This window comes from Comamonas koreensis, assembly GCF_021026195.1.
Taxonomy (GTDB): Bacteria; Pseudomonadota; Gammaproteobacteria; order Burkholderiales; family Burkholderiaceae_C; genus Comamonas; species Comamonas koreensis.
In genome coordinates, this window is sequence record NZ_JAJNCT010000007.1 from 44,500 (window position 1) to 61,193 (window position 16,694).

Here is a 16,694-nt window from a genome sequence, read left to right on the forward strand (position 1 = left end):
ACGCCATATCGCCCAACAGTGCCCGCCTTCGGCGCTGCCAGGGGCCTCTGGAAACACCCATGTCACTCGCCCAGCTCTCCCTCCTCAACCTGCGCAACGTCCACTGGCTCGATACAGCCAAACGCCTGGCACCCGGCCTGCTGCTGTGCGCGGCCATTGCCTGGCTGGCCAGCACCCTGGCAGCCCTGCCCTGGTTTGGCAGCCACGGGCTGAGCGCGCTTACCCTGGCCATCGTCATCGGCATGCTGGTGGGCAATACCGTCTATGGCTGGGTACAGGCCCCGGCGGCAGCGGGAGTGGGCCTGTCCAAGCAGCAGCTGCTGCGCCTGGGCATCATCCTCTATGGCCTGCGCCTCACCTTCCAGGACATCGCCGCCGTGGGCGCCACGGGCGTTCTGATCGATGCGCTGATGCTTGTCAGCACCTTTGTGCTGGCGCAGTGGCTGGGCCAACACTGGCTGGGGCTGGACGCACGCACCAGCATGCTGGTGGGCGCGGGCAGCGCCATCTGCGGCGCGGCGGCCGTGCTGGCCACCGCACCGGTGGCCAGGGCGCGGGCCGATGATGTGGCGGTCGCCATTGCCACCGTGGTGGTCTTTGGCACGGTGGGCACCTTTCTGTATCCCGTGCTCTACCAGTGGCTCGCACCCAGCCTGCAGATGAGCGAGGCCGGCTACGGCCTCTGGGTGGGCTCGACGGTGCACGAGGTCGCCCAGGTCGTGGCGGCTGGCGGCGCCGTCAGCAGCAACGCGGCCGATACCGCCGTGGTCGCCAAGATGGTGCGGGTGATGATGCTGGCCCCGTTTCTGATCGTGCTGTCGCTGTGGCTGGCCAGGGGCCCTGGCAGCGATGCACCGGTCCCGCAGCCTGCCGCCGGTGGCGCCGTGCAGGCCAGCCAGATCACCATTCCCTGGTTTGCCTTGGGCTTTGTCGCAGTCGCGGGCATCCATTCGCTGGGCGTCATCCCTGCGCAGGCCCTGGCCATTGGTGTGCAATGGGATAACGCGCTGCTCACGATGGCGATGGCCGGCCTGGGGCTCAGCACCCATGTACGCTCGGTGCGGGCCGCAGGCATCAAGCCCTTGCTGCTGGCTCTGGTGCTGTTTATCTGGCTGGTGCTGGGTGGGCTGGCGATCAATACCTGGATGGGAGGGATCTCAGCGCTCTGAGGCCTCATAAGCTCATACCCAAAAAATCGTTGGTCTGCCGCGCAAAACTGCTACAACGGGCAGGCATCTTTCCGCTAACAAAAAGGATTCCAATACCATGCGCATCGAGACATTGGCCGTTCACGCAGGCTATTCGCCCGACCCGACCACCAAGGCTGCGGCCGTGCCCATCTACCAAACGGTGGCCTACGCCTTTGACAGCGCGCAGCATGGCGCGGACCTGTTTGACCTGAAGGTGCCGGGCAATATCTACACCCGCATCATGAACCCGACCACCGATGTGCTGGAAAAGCGCGTGGCAGCGCTGGAGGGCGGCATTGCTGCACTGGCGCTGGCATCGGGCATGGCGGCGATCACCGCCGCCATCCAGACGCTGGCCGAAGCGGGCGACAACATCGTCTCGGCCAGCACCTTGTATGGCGGCACCTACAACCTGTTTGCCCACACCTTTCCGCAGCAAGGCATCGAGGTCCGCTTTGCCGATCCGCGCGACCCGGCCAGCTTTGGCGCCTTGATCGACGACAGGACCAAGGCTGTGTTCATCGAGTCCATCGGCAACCCCTTGGGCAATGTGACCGACATCCGCGCGCTGGCCGATGTGGCCCACCGCCACGGCGTGCCGCTGATCGTGGACAACACCGTGCCCTCACCCTACCTGCTGCGCCCTATCGAGCATGGTGCCGATATCGTCGTGCACTCGCTCACCAAGTACCTCGGCGGCCATGGCACCAGCGTCGGCGGTGCGATTGTCGATAGCGGCAAGTTCCCCTGGGCGGAGCACAAGGCGCGCTTCAAGCGCCTCAACGAGCCTGATGTGAGCTACCACGGCGTCGTCTACACCGAAGCGCTTGGCCCAGCAGCCTACATCGGCCGCGCGCGCGTGGTGCCACTGCGCAATATGGGCGCGGCCATCTCGCCGCACAACGCCTTCCAGATCCTGCAAGGCATTGAGACCCTGGCGCTGCGCATGGACCGCATTTGCGAGAACAGCCAGAAGATTGCCGAGACCCTGCAAAAGCACCCCAAGGTGGCCTGGGTGCGCTATGCGGGCCTGCCTGATCACCCGGACCATGCCATCCTGCAAAAGCAATCGGGCGGCCGCGCCTCGGGTATTTTGTCGTTCAGCCTTAAGGCCGCCGATGGCCAAGGCCGTGCCGCTGGCGCCCGCTTTCTGGATGCTTTGCAGCTGTTCACGCGCCTGGTCAATATTGGCGATGCCAAATCACTGGCCACGCACCCGGCCTCGACCACCCACCGCCAGCTCGACAGTGGCGAGCTGGAGAAGGCCGGCGTCAGCGAAGGCATGGTGCGCCTGTCCGTCGGCATTGAGCATGTCGATGACCTGCTAGCCGATCTGGAGCAGGCGCTGGCCAAGGTCTGAGGGGCCGTCGCACGCAAAAAAAGAGCCGCTTTCAACAAGCGGCTCAAACACAGTGCTCTGTGGCTCCTGGATCACCAGGAGCGGGCATGAGGACCTGTTTAGAAGCGGTAGCCCACACCGACACCCAGCAGCCAAGGATCGACCTTGAAGGTCCCCACCTTGGTGCCCGCCGAGCGCACATCGGTCTTGATGTAGACCTTCTTCACATCCACGTTGATCGACCAGTTCTTGTCGAGCATGTAGTCAAAGCCGATCTGCAGTGCGGCGCCAAAGCTGTTCTTCTTGATCGATGGATCGAGCGCGGCCTCAACAGCCGGTGCGAAGTTCACGTTCGAGAAGCGCGTGTAGTTCACACCAGCGCCCAGATAGGGCTTGAACGCACCCATGTTGGTGAAGTGGTACTGCGCCAGCAGGCTGGGCGGCAAGTGCTTGAGCGTGCCGATCTTGGCGCCATCGGAGCGCAGGTCGTGCTTTTGCGGGTAGGTCAGCACCAGCTCGGCCGCGATATTGGGCGTGAAGAAGTAGGTCACATCCACTTCGGGAATGGTCTTGTCATTGATCGACAGACCCAGGCCGGTGGAGTCCTTGTTGGCGCTATCCAGGTGCACTGCACGCAAACGCACTTGCCAGGGGCTTTGCGCCTCCTGCGCCATCGCGGCGCCCGACGCCATTGCACATACAGCCGCCGCTGCCAACATCATTTTTTTCATCATCATTGCCCTCGCTGCGATCTTGCTCGCATGGATTGAAAAGTAGCTGAAACAAGCCTGCATCTGCATGCCCGGCCAGCACCAAGCGCCGGATAGGTGGGTGGCAGATCTGCCTGCTGTCCATGCCCTGCATCTTCTTCCTCTGCGTGCCAGGCGGCCCTGACCCAGATCAACGAGACAAAACAAGCCATGAAAAAAGGCGGCCCGCTGTTGCGATGCCGCCTTGAGGTCTTTACTGCAGCCGCATCCCCAGGATGCAGCGCTGCTGCTGATCAGTGCCCGCGCAACTTGTGCCAGGCCTCCACCGCCAGCACCACCAGGCCGCCAATGGCCGCGCCGACGACCACGTGCACCAGGGTGGGCGCCAGCAGGGCCACCACGCCGCCCATCGGGGTCACGGTGCTCTGCAGCCAGTGCTCGATCGGGCCGATGCCGTGCACCAGCAAGCTGCCGCCCACCATGAACATCGCAGCCGTACCCACAATCGACAAACCACGCATCAGCCAAGGCGTAAACGCAATCAGGCCCCGGCCAAACGCCTTTGCGGCGGCACTGGTCTTGCGCATCAGCCACATGCCCACGTCGTCCATGCGCACAATGCCGGCCACCAGGCCGTAGACAAACACGGTGATCGCCAGCGCCACAGCGACCAGCACCGCAAACTGCTCGGCAATCGGCTTGCTGGCGACGGTGCCCAGCGCTATAGCCATGATCTCGGCCGACAGAATGAAATCGGTACGCACGGCACCCGCCACCTTGGCCTTTTCATAGGCCACCGGGTCCATGTTCTTCTCGTTGGCGGCCTTGACCGACGAAGGGGCCACACCCATTTGTGCGGCCTGCTCTGACTCCTTGACGGCGTCATGGGTGTGCTTGGGCTTGTGGAACAGGCTCAGCACCTTCTCCACCCCCTCAAAACACAGGAAAGCGCCGCCAATCATCAACAGCGGCGTGATCAGCCAGGGCGCAAAAGCACTGATCAGCAACGCTGCCGGCACCAGAATGGCCTTGTTCTTCAGTGAGCCCTTGGCCACCGCCCAGACCACCGGCAACTCCCGGTTGGCCTTGACGCCCGTCACCTGCTCGGCATTCAGCGCCAGGTCATCGCCCAGCACCCCCGCCGTCTTTTGCACCGCCACCTTGGTCTGCGTGGCCACATCGTCCAGGATGGCCGTGCTCTTGCCCGCAGCCGTCTTGGTCATCAGCGCCACATCGTCAAGCAAGGTCGCAATATCATCGAGCAACATCAATAAACCAGCACCAGCCATTACGCACTCCCTGTCTAAATTCGGTGGCAAATCATAGCGATTTCACAATGCAATGCCGTCTCAAGCCCCGTAAAACGGTGATTTCTACGTTTTGTTGGAGGTTGTTCACAAAACTTTATGCAGGCCTTGTCAACCACTTCAGCGCGCGGCCCGTTGTACACCCATCTACACCAGAAAGGTGAAAGGACTGAAATGACTGAAGTGTTTGCAATTTGGCCTGAAGACGAACGTGACCGTAAGCGTGCTCCTGCCCGCTTCTGATACCAGCGCAGCTTGCCAGCGGTTGAGCCAGAACTGAAAACCCGGCAGCCGCAACAGTTGCAAGCGCACTGATCTCTCTCACTTTAGCCCCGCTCTGCGGGGCTTTGTTTTGTCTGGTGCAGTCCTCCTACAGGGCCGCACACCAAAGCCCTCTGCCGTGGCAACCGCAGACGGCTTGCATTTATGCCGCCACCATGTGCTCGTACAGGATCAGCGAGCCAATCGCGATCAGCACGACACCGCCTACCGCCTCTGCCCAGCGGCCGGTGATATGGCCCAGCACGCGCCCGACCATCACCCCCAAGGTCACCATCGCAAAGGTCGCAAAGCCAATGCTCAGCGCCACCACGGTGATGTTCACATCCAGGAAAGCCAGGCCCACGCCCACCGCCATTGCATCGATGCTGGTGGCAAAGCCGGTGGCGACCAGCAGCCAGAAGCCATGGCGCGCCGGGCGGCCCATCTCGGGCTCATCGGCGCTTTTGAAAGCACCCAGCACCATGCGGCCACCCAGCACCAGCAGCAGCACAAAGGCAATCCAGTGGTCCCAGGCCTTCACATAATCGGCAGCGGCATAGCCCAGCGCCCAGCCCACCAGCGGCGTGATGGCCTCAATGACACCAAAGATCAGGCCGGTGCGCAGCGCCTCGGACCAACGGGGTTTGACAAGGGCAGAGCCTTTGCCAATCGCCGCGGCAAAGGCATCGGTAGACATGGCAAGCGCCAACAGGGAAATGGAAGCAGCGTTCATCGGAGGTTCTTCTAGGACAGTCGGGCATGAGCACAGCGGCATGCCACCACTGCCCGACCGAGGTCGTGCTGGCATGCCGATGGTCTCGCCAACCGAAGAACGGATGTCTGCGCCACAGCATGCGAAATGCTGAGTATGTTGACGCAGACGCTTCCAGCGCGGAAGCAGGCTACTCCCCAAGGGAGACCGCAGTCTAAACCTTGCGCAGCGCTTCGGGGCGCATGGCCCCAAAGGGGCCAAGCTCTTTAGAAATAGATCGTATTTCCATCTCTTGCACAGCATTGGCACGGCAGCCCAGAGACAGCTACAGGCCGAAACAAGCGCAAGCTGATGTACACGCGCGGTGCCAGGGCGCCCTCTGACAGCGGCGGCCGGCGCGTCTCCCACGCAACAGCCGTGGCGCGCACCCCAGGGTTGGCCCTAGTTCATTTTTGGACGCTTTGTATACACTTAATGTATGCATATGTGCACACAAAGCATAGCCATTGAGGCCCCGCTTTGCTGCTGCACATGCCATGCATGGACCCGCGCACATGACGAGACAATGCTGGCCGCCAGGCCGTTACTAAGGCGCACCTGGATGCGCCCGATCCAAGGATGTCAATGACCGATCTTGCAGCAGCCCAGAACGCAGGCTTAGCCTTCAACCCCGCCCAGCAGCGGCCCGCAGCCACCACCGATTTGCCCGCCGGTGTATGCCCCTCGCTCTACAACAAGGACCTGGCTCCCACCAAAAAAGACAGCCGGTCCTGGGGCGCCTACAGCCTGTTCACGCTCTGGGCCAATGATGTGCACAGCCTGGGCAACTACGCCTTTGCCATCGGCCTGTTTGCGCTGGGCCTGGGCGGCTGGCAGATTCTGACGGCGCTGATGATGGGCGCCGGCCTGCTGTTTGTGCTGCTGACCTTGTCGGGCTTCATGGGCCCCAAGACCGGCGTACCTTTTCCGGTGATGAGCCGCATCAGCTTTGGCACCCGGGGCGCGCAGATCCCGGCGCTGATCCGGGGCGGTGTCGCGATTGCCTGGTTCGGCATCCAGACCTACTTGGCCTCCAAGGTGCTCGATGTGCTGCTGATCACCCTCTTCCCCAGCCTGCAGGCGCTGCTCGCGCACCATGTGCTGGGCCTGCCGGTGCTGGGCTGGATCAGCTTCAGCCTGCTGTGGGTGGTGCAGACGATGATTGCCTGCTGGGGCATGGAGAGCATCCGCAAGTACGAGGCCTTTGCAGGCCCGGTGATTCTGGTGACCTTCATCGCGCTGGCCGGCTGGGTGCTGTACAGCTCGGGCGGCAGGATCCAGTGGACGGCGCCCCAGCCCAGCACCGGTGGGGCGATGTGGGTGCAGATCATGGGTGCGGCCTCGCTGTGGGTCGCCATCTACGGCACCTTTGTGCTCAATTTCTGTGACTTCACCCGGGGCGCCACCTCGCGCAGCGCCGTGGTCAAGGGCAACTTCTGGGGCATCCCCATCAACATGCTGATCTTCGGCCTGATCGTCGTCGTGCTGACCGGCGGCCAACTGGCCATCGATGGCACCCTGATCCTGAGCCCCACCGACATCGTCGAAAAGATCCCCAACAAGCCACTGCTGATCCTGGCCAGCCTGTCGCTGCTGATTCTGACCATCGCCGTCAACCTGATGGCCAACTTTGTCGCCCCCGCGCTGGCCCTGGCCAACCTGCTGCCGCGCCAGCTCAACTTCCGCCGCGCCGCGCTGGTCAGCGCCATCCTGGGCTTTGTGATCCTGCCCTGGAACCTCTACGATTCGCCGCTGGTGATCCTGTATTTCCTCGGTGGCCTGGGCTCCTTCCTGGGCCCACTGTTCGGCATCGTGATGGCCGACTACTGGCTGATCCGCAAGGAGCGCGTGCATGTGCCTGCGCTGTACAGCGATGACCACCGTGGCCCTTACCATTACCAAAACGGTGTCAACCGCCGCGCCATCCAGGCCCTAGTGCCCTCGGCGCTGATTGCGCTGCTGTTCGCCTTTCTGCCGGCGCTGGAGTCGGTGTCCCATTTCTCGTGGTTCATTGCAGCCGGGCTCGGCGGCCTGTTCTACTGGCTGCTGACCCCCAAGGGCCAGCACTATGAAGACCAGGACGGCGAGGCCATTGCCGTGAACCATGCCCAACATTGAGACGGAGTTTTTTGCATGCGCATTCTGATCGTGAACGTCAACACCACCGAGAGCATGACCGAGGCCATCGGCGCCCAGGCGCGCCGGGCCGCCGCTCCGGGCACCGAGATCGTCGCCCTCACCCCGCGCTTTGGCGCCGAATCGGTGGAGGGCAATTTTGAGAGCTACCTCTGCGCTGTCGGTGTGATGGATGCGGTGATGCGCTATGACCAGCCCTTTGATGCCGTCATCCAGGCCGGCTACGGCGAGCATGGCCGCGAAGGCCTGCAAGAGCTGCTGGAGGTGCCGGTGGTGGACATCACCGAGGCAGCGGCATCGACCGCCATGTTCCTGGGCCACAAATACGCCGTGGTCACCACCCTGGACCGGGCCGTGCCGCTGATCGAAGACCGGCTCAAGCTGGCCGGGCTGGATGCGCGCTGCGCCTCGGTGCGCGCCAGCGGCATGGCCGTGCTGGAGCTGGAGAGCCAGCCCGAGCGCGCGGTCGATGCCATCGTGCAGCAGGCCGCCAAGGCTGTTGAAGAGGACCATGCCGAAGTCATCTGCCTGGGCTGCGGCGGCATGGCCGAGCTCGAAGACAAGGTACGCAGCCGCACCGGCGTGCCCGTGGTCGATGGCGTGGCCGCCGCAGTGACGATCGCCGAATCGCTGGTGCGCCTGGGCCTCAAGACCTCCAAGGTGCGCACCTATGCACCGCCGCGCGCCAAGCGGATTACCGGCTTTCCGCTGCCCGATTCGCTGGGCCGCTGAACGTCTTCAACCACCCATCCCTGTTTACTCCAACCGCCCTGCTCCGCAGGGCTTTTTTCTGGCCGCTGCTGGCCGTTATTGGCTGGTCTTGAAGCCCTGGGTCGCCGCCCAGGCAGCCACATCATCGCGGCGGATCGCAGCGGCCATCAGCTGCGGGAAGGCATCGGGCGTGCAGGCAAAGGACGGCACGCCCAAGGCGGCCAGTTTGGCGGCCAGTGCAGCATCGTAGGCAGGGGCGCCTTCGTCGCTCAGCGCCAGCAAGGTGATGAACTGCACGCCCGATTCCACCAGCTCATTGGCGCGGCGCAGCAGGCCTGACTCCACTCCCCCCTCGTACAGGTCCGAGATCAGCACCAGGATGGTGTTGCGCGGTTCGCTGATCAGGCTCTGGCAGTAGCCCACGGCACCATTGATGTCGGTGCCGCCGCCCAGCTGCACGCCAAACAGCACATCGACCGGGTCGTCGAGCTTTTCCGTCAAGTCCACCACGGCCGTGTCAAACACCACCAGCTTGGTGGCGACCGCAGGCAGGCTGGCCATGACCGCACCAAAGATGCTGGAATAGACCACCGAGTTGGCCATGGAGCCGCTTTGGTCGATGCACAGAATCACCTCGCGCTGCGGGCGGCGCGCCTTGCGACCGTAGCCGATCAAGGTTTCGGGGACGATGGTCTTGTATTCGGGCTGCCAGTGGCGCAGGTTGGCGCGTATTGTGCGGTTCCAGTCGATCTCGGCATGGCGCGGGCGGCGGTTGCGCTGGCTGCGGTCCAGCGCGCCGGCCACGGCGCTGCGCATCGGCTCTTCGAGCTTTTTCATCAGCTCGTCCACCACCTTGCGCACCACCAGGCGCGCGGTGGCCTTGGTGTTTTGCGGGATGACCGAGTCCAGCGAAATCAGGTTGGCCACCAGGTGCACATCGGGCTGCACGTTCTCCAGCATCTCGGGCTGCAGCAGCAACTCGCGCAGCTGCAGGCGTTCCATCGCGTCGCGCTGCATCACCTGCACCACCTGGCTGGGAAAGTACTTGCGGATATCGCCCAGCCAGCGCGACACCGACGGCGAAGAATTGCCCCGGCCGCCCTTGCGCGAACCGAGCTGGCTGTCGCCCTCGTAGAGCGCGGCCAGCGCCTGGTCCATCTCCTGCAGGCGCCCGCCCACGGTCCCGCAGCTGGCATCGGCCGGGCTGCCCAGCACCATGCGCCAGCGCTGCAAGCGGGTGGTCGGCTGCAGCGCCTCTGCCGCGTCGGCTGCCAGGGTTTGGCTATCGTCTTGCGCCGTGCCTGGCGCGGGATGGGTGGCATTCGTCATCGTCATCGTCATCACTCCAGCGTGGGGGCGTCGTTGTGGGGGGCCGAGGCAGCGGCGATCTGCGCCAGCAACTCGGGCGGCAGCTCCAGCCCCAGCAGGGTGTTGAGCAGCGGCAGCGCCAGCACGGCGCGCGCCTCGTCCCAGGGCGAATCGTCATCCCCGGCAGCCAACGCAGCGGCAGGCGCGGCCGCACCGCCCACCGGCGCGCGCCGGGCCTTGTCGCCCAGGCTCTGGCGCTCATGCTTGCTGAAGTTGGCAAAGCTGCGCCGCACCAGCGGCAAAATCTGCGCAAACTGCACTTCGCCCAACCCGGCCAGCCAGGCATCGACGGCGCCCCAGATCGCTTCGTCGTGCAGCAGCACCAGCGCCTGCTGGTTCAAAAAGCCATCCAGCCAGGCTGCCACATCCAGCGGCGCCGCGCCCAGCGAGAGGTTGCGGTTGAACTGCAGCACCACCTCGGCGCTGTCCAGCAGATGCTCGTCGAGCAGCAGCCGGCAGGCCATGCCGCGCAGCAAGGCCGCAGCGGCATCGCCCATCGCCAGGCTGCGCAGCGCGGCGCGCCAGGCGTCCACGGCGGCCTGGGCATCGGTGCCGCGCAAGCGCAGTGCCTCGTGCGCGGCCAGTACCTTGCCCTTCATCGCTGCAGCGGCCTCTTCGTCCATCGCCATACAGGCCACTGGCAAGCCAATGGCGGCGCGCAGCACCAGCGAATCGATGACCGTGGCCAGCAAGGCGGTATCGGTCTGGCGCACGCTGCCATAGCGGTACACATTGGCCAGCGGCGGCAGCGCCTGCAGCAGCTGGGCCACATCGCCGGTGGTGGCCGCGCGCTCGGCCAGGGTGGCAATCAGCGACTCGACCAGTTGCGGCAAGTTCGCCAGCAGCGCGTCATCAATGGCCTGCGCAATCTCCGGCAAGGGCGTATCGGGCGAGAGGCTGGCGCGCAGGCGCGCGGTGGCGGCCTGCGCCACGGTGGCGCCATGCACGCTGGCCTCGATGATGCGCACGGCCAGCTCTGGCTCCCACTGCATCTGCCAGCTCTCGCGGAAGGTGCCACGGTTGCGCTGTGCATCGGCCGCACGCGTACCCCAGCCAATGCCCAACAAGCGCAGGCGGTGCAGAAAATGGCTGCGCGCCAGGTCGGTTTCCTTGCGCAGATCCAAGGCCAGCAGCTTGCTGGCCGCCTCGGGCTTCATGCGCAGCGATTTCTGCTGCTGCTCGCTATCGCGTTGCAAGGGCACCTGCGGCACATCGGCGGGCACCGTGCCCAGCACATGGCCGACGGTGAGCTCGTCGTCGATCAGGTTCAGCGGCGCGGTCTCTCCCATGCAGACCACCGTGACGATGGCCTCGTTGATCTCCTGCAGCCCGGGTATCGGCTGGCCACGCATGGCAGCCAGGCCTTCGGCCAAACGGGTGGCCTCGATGATGTGGGCGCTGGAGCAGTCCAGGTCCTTGTCGCGCAGCAGGCGTGCCACGCGGGTCAGCCAGCCTGCGGTGCGCAAGGTGGCGGCATCACGCGCGCTGCGGGCAGGTACGGCCAGGCCTTCTGCCGCTTGCTGTGCCAGGGCCGCATCGGCCCTGTAGCACTGCCAGAGATGCTCGTACCAGCCCGGCGAGGTGACGCCTGCGCCATAGCCGCTGCGGCTGGCCAGGTTGCGGTAGGTCCAGGGCGCCCAGGTTGCCAGCACCTTGGCCTTGGGCAGGCCCTTGAGCACGGCGCTGTCGGCCTTGGCGGTGGTGCTTTGCTGCAGGGCCGGCACATGCCAGGCGCCGCAGACCACGGCAATGCGCTGGTAGCCGGCCTTGACTGCCTCTCGGATGCACTGGCGCATATGCGCCTCCCGCTGGGCCTCGCGCAGCACATAGTGGGGGCCGCGCCAGGCCTCGCCCTCGTCGCCCAGTTCGCTGCGCACCGCCGTCATGGCCTCGTTGATGCTGGTAAACAGCGCTTCGCTGTTGCCGCGCTCTTCCACCAGGCGGTTCCACCAGCTCTCGCCATCCTCAAAGCCGGCCGCATGGGCGAGCCAGTCGAGCGGGTCGCGCATCGGCGCCTGCGGGGGCGCAGTGGTATCCGCTGCATCGCTGTCCACATCCGCGACCGGGGCCGTGTCGGCGCTGGCCTCGGCGGCATCGCCTGGCGCCTCGTCCGCTGCCGCCACCGCATCGTCCTCGCCCTCTTCGCCATCCACGTCTTGCGCAGGCTCCGGCGTTTTCAGCGCCTGGCGCCGTGCCCAGTCCTGGGCCATCGCATGGGTCTGGGGCAGGTCGATAAAGCGCGTGGCCACCCCCTGCTCGCTCGCCCATTGCAGCGCCTGCCACTCGGGCGAGAACTCGGCAAAGGGGTAGAACGCCGCCTGGCTGGGCTCGTCCTGCATGTACACCAGCATGGCCACTGGCGGGCGCAGCTCGGCACTGCGCAGCATGGGCAGCAAGGCCTCGCCTTCGGGCGGGCCTTCCACCAGCAGGCAGTCGGGCTGCAGTTGCGCCAGCGCTTGCACCAGGCTGCGCGCACAGCCGGGGCCGTGGTGGCGAATGCCAAAGAAATGGACGTTGTCAGCAGAAGTGGCCATGGGCTCGGTCAGCGTTGTCGGGGACAGAAGAAGAACGGTGTCAGCTGCTTAGATTTGCTCGCGGCAGGCGCGGTACAGGTCTTTCCATTCGGCACGTTCTTTGACCACGGTCTCCAGGTATTCCTTCCAGACCACGCTGTCCTGCACCGGGTCCTTGATGACAGCACCCAGCAGGCCGGAGGCGACATCATGCGCACGCAGCACGCCATCGCCAAAATGGCCGGCCAGCGCCATGCCGCTGTTGATCACCGAGATCGCCTCGGCGGTCGACAAGGTGGAGCTGGGCGACTTGATGCGCACGGTCCTGCCATCTTCGGTCTGGCCATTGCGCAGCTCGCGGAAGATCTGCACCACGCGGCGCACTTCTTCCAGCGCCGGGGCCTCGGCAGGCAGCTGCAGCGCGCGGCTTTGCTCGCCCACGCGCTTGGTGACGATCTGCACCTCCTCATCCTGCGACGCAGGCACGGGCAGCACGACGGTGTTGAAGCGGCGCTTCAAGGCGCTCGACAGCTCGTTGACACCCTTGTCGCGGTTGTTGGCCGTGGCGATCACCGAGAAGCCGGCAACGGCCTGGAACTCGGTCGAGAGTTCGGGCACCGGCAAGGTCTTTTCGGACAGCACGGTGATCAAGGTGTCCTGCACATCGGCGGGGATGCGGGTCAGCTCTTCGATGCGGGCGATCTTGCCCAGCTTCATCGCATGCACCAGCGGGCTGGGGATCAGCGCTTTTTCGGAGGGGCCATGGGCCAGCAGCTGGGCATAGTTCCAGCCGTAGCGCAACTGCTCTTCGCTGGTGCCGGCCGTGCCCTGGATCAGCATGGTCGAGTCGCCACTCACTGCCGCCGACAGATGCTCGGACACCCAGGACTTGGCCGTGCCGGGCACGCCGTACAGCAGCAGTGCGCGGTCGGTGGCCAGGGTCGAGACGGCAATCTCCATCAGGCGTGGGCTGCCGATGTACTTTGCGCTCACTTCAAAACCATTGCTCAGCTTGCCACCCATCAGGTACTGCAGCACGGCCCAGGGCGAGAGCTTCCAGTTGGGCGGACGCGGACGGTCATCGGCCTTTTGCAGGGCATCTAGTTCTTCGGCAAATTGCTGCTCGGCGTGCTGGCGTAGTACTTGGCTCATGGTGTGCTTCCGGTAGAGATCAAAAGGTTCGGGGTGGGCGCCATCAGGCGGGCTGGGCCGCTTGCAGCGCCAGGCGCAGATCGACAATGCGGTTGAGTTGGGCGAGCACCTGCTCGTCATCCCAGGGGCGCAGACGCGAGCGCTCCAGGCGCGCTTGCTGCTCCTGCTTGAGCTTGGCGATGTCGGCCTCGCTGCTGCCCTCGGGCACCACCAGCGCGGCGGCGTCGTCGGTTGCCGTGGGCTCGGCCGGCGCTGCCGCCCGTGGCGCACGCCACAGCTGCGCAAAGCGCTCCAGGTCAACCACCTGCAGGCGGCGTGCGCAGGCCAGAATGGCATGGTCAGCCTGCCAGCTGTGCCAGTTGCCCGCAGGCTGGCGCGCCTGCAAGGTGCTGAGCAAGGCCTCCAGCAACCAGCTGGACATCGCAGGCGACAGCAAGGCAGTGCGCGCCATGCTCTCGTCTATGCGGTGGATGGCCTCGATGAAGGCGCTCTTGCCCAGCTTGGCCTGCAGTTGGGCCAGCCACTGGGTTTCGCGTTCTTCGGCGCTCAGCTCGGCCATCAGCAGCGGCAGCACATCGCTGCTGCGCGAGTCGCTCTCCATGCTCTGGATCAGCGGCAGCCAGCGCACATCGCGCTGCGCACGCAAAGCCGCGATCCAGCCCTGGCGCAGCGCGCTTTTCCAGTCGCTGCGCCGGCTCCATTCCCAGAGCTGCTCGGGCGTCTTGTCCAGATGGCGGTGCCAGAAATCGAGGGGCGTGAGCTCCACCAGCTGCTGCAGCCACCAGGCGCGATGGCCCTTGATATAGGCGGGCGGCTGCAAGGTGACGCCGTCGCGCTCCCAGTCCTTGTGGCCCTCTTGGGGTGGCTCGATCTGCCACTCGCCCTTGGCATCCTGGCTCAGCATCGCCTGCAGCGCGGCGCCCATGCGCTGGCTGTGCGGGCTGTGCGGCAGGCGGGCCAGCAGGCTGGCGGCCGATTCGCGCACTTCCTTGCTGCGGTCGCCCAGCAGCTTTTCCAGCAAGGCCTCATCGTCTGCCGACAAGCCGCGCGCCAGGCTCTGCACCATGGGCGCACGCTCGCGGGCGCCCAGCTCCTTGAGGCTGGCCTCCAGCCGTGCGCGGGCGCCTGCCGGGTCCGTGGCACGCTGCTGCTGCAACAAGGCCACGCGCTGCTCTAGCGAGCCTTCCTGCCAGATCTGCTCGGCATCGGCCGTCTCTTGCACGCCGTGGGCATAGGCCCATTGCGGGTTCTGGGCGGCCAGCCAGCGGCCGCGCTCGCCCAGCACCGGGGTCAGCCACTGGCGCAGTTCCACCGATTGGCGGCCCTGGTGCAGCGCATCCACCAGCAGCGCATAGGGCAGGCGCTGGCCGGCCTCATCGAGGCTGGCCAAGGCCAGCGCCAGCAGCTCGGGCGCATTGCCCTGCAGCACCTCGCCGAGCAGGCGCAACAGCGGCTCGCCCTGCGGCGCCGGGCGCGATTCAGCCGCCGGTGGCGGCAAGGCGGCGGCTAGCGCCGCCGCAGCGGGCGTTGCGGGGCGCCAACCGGCGCGCTCCAGCACCGCAGCCACAGCGGTGGCGCGCAGCAGCTGCACCGCCTTGCTGTCTGCCGGCAGCAGCAGCGCCGCCTGCAGCGCCTGCTGGCTGGCGGGCGCTGTGCGGTCGATGCCCTGCGTAAAGATGGCTGGCAGCGCCAGCCGCTCGGCGCCCACGAGCGCCGATTGCTGCAACGCAGCCCAAAGATTTGCATGGCTCACAGCACTTCACCCCGGTTCTGCCAGATGTTGGTCCAAGGCGCCTGGCCATCGCCGGCCTGCCAGGCACTGAGCAGGCGCCAGCGCCCTGACTGCTGGCCGCCCTCCCATTCGCCAAACAGCGCCATCGGCGCGCCACCACCGAGCGCCTGCAGTTGCCAGGCATGGTCATCGGCCACGGCCAGCGGCACCAGCGCGGCGGCCGCGTCCCCTTGCGGCCAGACCGCATACCACTGGCCCGCGCTGACCTGCAGACGCGCCTGGCCGCACCACAGCGGCTGCACCGGCTGCAAGGGATTGGCGGCAATGCGCTGGCTCAGCTGCGCCAACGCATCGCGCCATGCGCCCTCGCCCAACGGGGCGCCAGCGCCGGGCGCCAGCAGTTCGATATCAGCCCCCGCGATGGCGCGCAGCGGTGCCTGTCCGGGGTAGAAATGCAGGCTGCCCCGGTAGCTTTGCGCCGGCACCCAGGCGGTCTCAAAACCACGCCCGCCCTGGGCGTAATCCAGCAACCAGGCGATGCGCCCGCTGTGCTGGCCTTGCAGCCATACGCGGCGCTCCAGCAAGCGGCCTTCGCGCTCGATCTGGCGCAGGCCTACCACCCGCCAGTCGTCGGCCACCACCTGGCCGCGCGCCTGCACTTCGGCCTTGTCCATGGGCCAGCCCAGCGCGGCCATCACATCGGCACGGGTCTCGGCGCTCAGGGCATCGCGGCGTGCCACCGCATCGGCCAGCAACTGCCAGTGGCCCAGCTGCACCAGCAGGTCACGCGACCATTGCGGGTGGCTGTCCACCAGCTCCCAGGCCTCCTTGATGCGGGCGGCCATGCCGCTGGCCTGCGCATCGACCATGCGCGCGGCCATGGTGTTCCAGTGCTGGCGCGCCTGGTGGTCGCCCGAGAGATTGGCCAGGCCGTTGCGCAGCATGTCCTGCATCCACAGCTGCAGCTCCTGCATGCCGGCGGCCACCTTGTCCCAGCGCTTGTCGTCGCGCTTGGCCTGTTGCTTGGCCAGTACCTCGGGATCGGGCGGCGGGGCGGCCGCAATGGCGGCGGCCTTGGCTTCTTTTTTCTCGGCTTTTTCAGCGCGGCTGTCCAGCCAGGCGCTGACCCAGGCGGGCGGCTCGGCATTGTCGGCCACCTGGCCGGCAGCGCGCAGCAGCATCAGCGCCAGGCCATGTTTGCAGGGGAATTTGCGGCTCGGGCAAGAGCACTTGAAGGAGGGCCCGCTCAGATCGACCTGGGTCTGGTAGGGCTTGGAGCCGCTGCCCTGGCATTCGCCCCAGGCTGCCGTTTCGTTGCAGCCCAGGCTGGGCCATTTGCTGGGGTTCTTCAACCCTTGTGCCGCCTTGGTGGAAGAGGCATCCGGGGACAGCGCCACCACCTCGGCTTCGGTTGCTAAGACACGTGACAAACCGCCTCCCCTTCCGTTCAATCTGTTAGTAATCCGCTTTATAGATTTATTACTAGCGGCATCGCACGATTGTAGGCAGGGTCCAAGACGAAAT

The 16,694-nt window shown here is 65.7% G+C and carries 12 protein-coding genes and 1 riboswitch; of the genes, 4 read left to right on the top strand and 8 right to left on the bottom strand.

From position 1 onward, the window contains the following. Positions 1–59 precede the first annotated feature (59 nt). Both LPW39_RS07305 and LPW39_RS07310 read left to right on the top strand, forming a co-directional pair. Entirely contained in the window at positions 60–1,169 is a 1,110-nt protein-coding gene (locus tag LPW39_RS07305; RefSeq protein WP_230773002.1) for a YeiH family protein, read from the top strand. Positions 1,170–1,266: 97 nt separating this feature from the next. Beyond that, on the top strand, positions 1,267–2,550 hold the full coding sequence (locus tag LPW39_RS07310; RefSeq protein ID WP_230773004.1) for an O-acetylhomoserine aminocarboxypropyltransferase/cysteine synthase family protein: 1,284 nt from the start codon (positions 1,267–1,269) through the stop codon (positions 2,548–2,550). A gap of 98 nt (positions 2,551–2,648) precedes the next feature. Here LPW39_RS07310 and LPW39_RS07315 read toward each other — a convergent pair whose 3' ends face one another. The 3 genes from LPW39_RS07315 to mntP all read right to left on the bottom strand — a co-directional run bounded on the left by LPW39_RS07315 (position 2,649) and on the right by mntP (position 5,540). Continuing rightward, positions 2,649–3,260 carry an OmpW/AlkL family protein gene (locus LPW39_RS07315; protein ID WP_230773008.1) on the bottom strand — a complete coding sequence of 204 codons (612 nt, stop codon included), beginning with the start codon at positions 3,258–3,260 and terminating at the stop codon, positions 2,649–2,651. Between the two features lie 272 nt (positions 3,261–3,532). Beyond that, positions 3,533–4,528, bottom strand: a complete 996-nt coding sequence (locus LPW39_RS07320; protein WP_230773009.1) for a DUF808 domain-containing protein — start codon at positions 4,526–4,528, stop codon at positions 3,533–3,535. A 442-nt stretch (positions 4,529–4,970) separates the two neighbouring features. Further along, complete coding sequence (mntP, locus tag LPW39_RS07325) at positions 4,971–5,540, bottom strand: manganese efflux pump MntP (protein ID WP_230773010.1); 570 nt, start codon at positions 5,538–5,540, stop codon at positions 4,971–4,973. A gap of 19 nt (positions 5,541–5,559) precedes the next feature. Further along, positions 5,560–5,725, bottom strand: a riboswitch (yybP-ykoY riboswitch). A gap of 418 nt (positions 5,726–6,143) precedes the next feature. Here mntP and LPW39_RS07330 point away from each other — a divergent pair. Both LPW39_RS07330 and LPW39_RS07335 read left to right on the top strand, forming a co-directional pair. Next, positions 6,144–7,676, top strand: a complete 1,533-nt coding sequence (locus LPW39_RS07330; RefSeq protein WP_230773011.1) for an NCS1 family nucleobase:cation symporter-1 — start codon at positions 6,144–6,146, stop codon at positions 7,674–7,676. Positions 7,677–7,691: 15 nt separating this feature from the next. After that, entirely contained in the window at positions 7,692–8,426 is a 735-nt protein-coding gene (locus tag LPW39_RS07335; protein WP_021027627.1) for an aspartate/glutamate racemase family protein, read from the top strand. 75 nt (positions 8,427–8,501) lie between these two features. Here the strand turns inward: LPW39_RS07335 and LPW39_RS07340 are convergent, their stop codons facing one another. The 5 genes from LPW39_RS07340 to LPW39_RS07360 form a co-directional block, all read right to left on the bottom strand. Continuing rightward, positions 8,502–9,623 (bottom strand): VWA domain-containing protein, encoded by a 1,122-nt coding sequence (locus LPW39_RS07340; RefSeq protein ID WP_230773203.1) that lies wholly within the window; start codon positions 9,621–9,623, stop codon positions 8,502–8,504. Between the two features lie 122 nt (positions 9,624–9,745). Then, entirely contained in the window at positions 9,746–12,307 is a 2,562-nt protein-coding gene (locus LPW39_RS07345) for a DUF5682 family protein (RefSeq protein ID WP_230773013.1), read from the bottom strand. Positions 12,308–12,355: 48 nt separating this feature from the next. Further along, the gene (locus LPW39_RS07350; RefSeq protein ID WP_230773014.1) at positions 12,356–13,438 is read right to left on the bottom strand and encodes an ATP-binding protein; all 1,083 of its coding nucleotides are present in this window, start codon (positions 13,436–13,438) and stop codon (positions 12,356–12,358) included. 43 nt (positions 13,439–13,481) lie between these two features. Further along, positions 13,482–15,191, bottom strand: a complete 1,710-nt coding sequence (locus LPW39_RS07355; RefSeq protein ID WP_230773015.1) for a DUF5691 domain-containing protein — start codon at positions 15,189–15,191, stop codon at positions 13,482–13,484. Continuing rightward, the gene (locus LPW39_RS07360; protein ID WP_230773016.1) at positions 15,188–16,600 is read right to left on the bottom strand and encodes an SWIM zinc finger family protein; all 1,413 of its coding nucleotides are present in this window, start codon (positions 16,598–16,600) and stop codon (positions 15,188–15,190) included. Before LPW39_RS07360 ends, LPW39_RS07355 begins: the two co-directional genes overlap by 4 nt. Positions 16,601–16,694 lie beyond the last annotated feature (94 nt).